This is a genomic window from Paenibacillus algorifonticola, assembly GCF_050481745.1.
Lineage (GTDB): Bacteria > Bacillota > Bacilli > Paenibacillales > Paenibacillaceae > Pristimantibacillus > Pristimantibacillus algorifonticola_A.
This window is the reverse complement of the sequence record NZ_JBCNGR010000069.1, coordinates 1-2,657: the sequence shown is the minus strand read 5'-3', so window position 1 is coordinate 2,657 and position 2,657 is coordinate 1. Positions and strand designations below refer to the sequence as shown.

The following is a 2,657-nucleotide window of genomic DNA, read 5'->3' as shown; positions in this document are numbered from 1 at the left end:
TTTGAAGCACTCATGCTTATGCTTACCTTTGGTACGCTTATCGTAGCGCTGCTGTCCAATAATAGGAATAGGTAAGGCTTTGATATTATCTCCGCCTTTTCCCCTCCTCCACACCGTGCGTGCGACTTTCATCGCACACGGCGTTCCATCTTCTCATGACATCATTACAATAAGTTCCAAGTTACTCTTTTCCCGATACTGATTTATCCTATGTATCATTTCACTGGATAAATCGAGACGTTTAATGAGTTCCACAATCGTGTGATTTGTTGTTGCATGAATGAGCCTATGAACATCTTTATGAAGTATGCGCAGGTTGATAAACTTGTCACTACCGCCGAGACTTGTTGGCAGGTAATGGTGGCAGTGGACATCCTCCGCATACAAAAACATCCCCGTGATTTCGCAATTGCCCATTTTCATACTATACCTACTAATACGATTATCCATGTACTCCACACTTCGCTCCGGTACGTTAGATTTCATCAGTTTGGATAATTCCCTTTGGATATCAGGGTGCAACTTTTTCCCGATCATGCTGCGCCCATCCTCTGTAAAAGGGGAGATGTTTTGGTTAAAATTTGTCGTGTTGTACGTTCTCACATTAGCCAATGGGAAAAGATAGACATTCGCGATTCTGTAGGTTTTTCTCTTACAGCTATAGTATTTCAAATAGGTTGGCGGCGGGTTGCTCGGATGATCATATTGGCCAATTGGTTTTAGACGATTGTAGATGTAAATGCGCAAGTCACGGGCAAGACGTGAGAATTCGATGCTGACATGAGTCGCTCGTTTGAAGTAGTTGTGTATCCCCAATACAAAGCTGTTATATAGGAGCGCATTGCGGGAGCTGGGCGATTGACGTATTTGTTGAATACGTTCCTTTGCCGTTGTCTTTAGTTGTTGCCTCTTTTTGTGGCTGATGCCTGTATGAGCTACTCGCTTGTATCCTTTTTTCGTCGCTCGAACTGTGAATCCAAGGAATTCGGATGGTCGTTTCCTAAGATTTAGGATTTGCGATTTTTCCGGTGAAATATCAAGTTTCAAGCGATCTTTTAGATAGAGTCTTACGGCATGATACCATTTTCGAGCCGTTTTCCAGTCTCTACAGAGGATTTTGAAGTCGTCCGCATAGCGGACGATGTAGCCTTCTTTCAGGCCAGACTTTTTGAGCGCCCTATACTTCCCGTCATTTCTTGCATACCTAAATTTGCTTGTGAAATCTTCCCATTGCCCGGCAACCCAATGATCTAGCTCATTCAAGACAATATTGGAAAGCAGGGGGGATAAGATTCCACCTTGAGGTGTCCCTTTATCAGGAATACCTTCCCCTTCAACCTCGGCTTTTAGCATTTTGCTGATAATCCGTAGAACCTTCCTATCTTGGATTCCTATGTTCCATAGTTGCTTTTTGAGATGCGTATGATTCACATTGTCGAAGAAGCCTTTAATATCGACATCTACTATATAGTGTAGTTGGTTAAAGTTAATAAGGTGTTGAACTCGCGCTAGCGCATGATGAGTAGTCCGCATCGGTCTAAAACCATAACTATGTCTAAAGAAATGAGCTTCTGCAATGGGTTCAAGCACCTGTTTGAAGCATTGTTGGATAATTCTGTCCAAGATACACGGTATACCGAGAGGTCTTTGTTTTCCGTTGGGTTTAGGGATAAACACGCGCCTGACCTTTTTAGGTCTATAATTGTCCAGCTTTTGACGAGTGAGGGCAACCATTTCTTCTTCTGTTTGGACTTTGATATCGTCCATCGTCTTTCCGTCTGTACCGGCAGTTCTAGAACCTTTATTGGATTTAATTGTTCGATAGGCCAGAAGGATGTTATCCCGTGATACAATGGTGTCATAGAGCTTTGTGAATGTTTCCTTGTTCTTGGCTTTTTCGTGTAAATCTGTAAAGATTCCTGTCATGTTGTAATAGTCCCAGTATCTTAGAGCCGACATTGTGGTACACTCCCTTTGAAAGAGTATATTCCCACATTCTTACCCGAACTTTGTCGTGCACGTTTGGAAAATTGTTATAGTCGAAAGAAGGCTTGGGGCTTTTCCTCGTCATCTGTTACAGATGCATCATCGGTCGTACCCCTACTCTCACAAGGACAAATACATTTCGGCTTGAGCCTTATAGCAACCATCGGGTTGACAGACCCTCTATGGATGTTCCTTGCTTTCCTTGTTCCCTGTAACCTAGCTATACATTCAGTCCTTAGGTGCTACCTTTAAGCCTGTGGATTGAATACCGCCATAGTTCGGTATAGCGAATTTCCTATCCGTTATATTGTACTTTTCGCCGTCCACCCTAGCATGTGCTAGTCCAACGGTTTCCCGATGGTTCTATTTTAGACCCGTACATTCGGCAGTTCGTCAGTCATCTTAGACATTCTCACCATAGACTGTTTTTCAGCCGTCCGGCATATCAGTAGGCATACCTTCTCTTTTGGAGCGGCTCTAGCCTTCCTTCTGCCGCCTTTACCTAGCTTCATACCTTGTATTCTGTCGATACAGAGCATGTAGGAGTTTCAACGAGAACGTTTCCGGATACATGGTTCCTTCATTCCATTCTTTAGTTACAAAGTTAGGTGGACTGTCCACCCTTGCACTTCCCACTGACTGGTGGTTATAGCAAAACAAGTCGCACAACG

General features: G+C 43.5%; 2 protein-coding genes. One reads left to right on the top strand and one right to left on the bottom strand.

Going from position 1 to position 2,657, the window contains the following annotated elements; translation table 11 throughout:
* Positions 1-75 (top strand): putative holin-like toxin (locus tag ABEW34_RS31285; protein ID WP_430165587.1); only part of this gene is annotated, 75 nt, incomplete at its 5' end.
* Positions 76-153: 78 nt separating this feature from the next.
* Here the strand turns inward: ABEW34_RS31285 and ltrA are convergent.
* Positions 154-1,959 (bottom strand): group II intron reverse transcriptase/maturase, encoded by a 1,806-nt coding sequence (gene ltrA, locus ABEW34_RS31280; RefSeq protein ID WP_430165584.1) that lies wholly within the window; start codon positions 1,957-1,959, stop codon positions 154-156.
* Positions 1,960-2,657: the final 698 nt, after the last annotated feature.

What these genes read in the sequence shown, in the direction of transcription:
- ltrA (WP_430165584.1), bottom strand. Translation starts at nt 1,959, where the DNA reads ATGTCGGCTCTAAGATACTGGGACTATTACAACATGACAGGAATCTTT.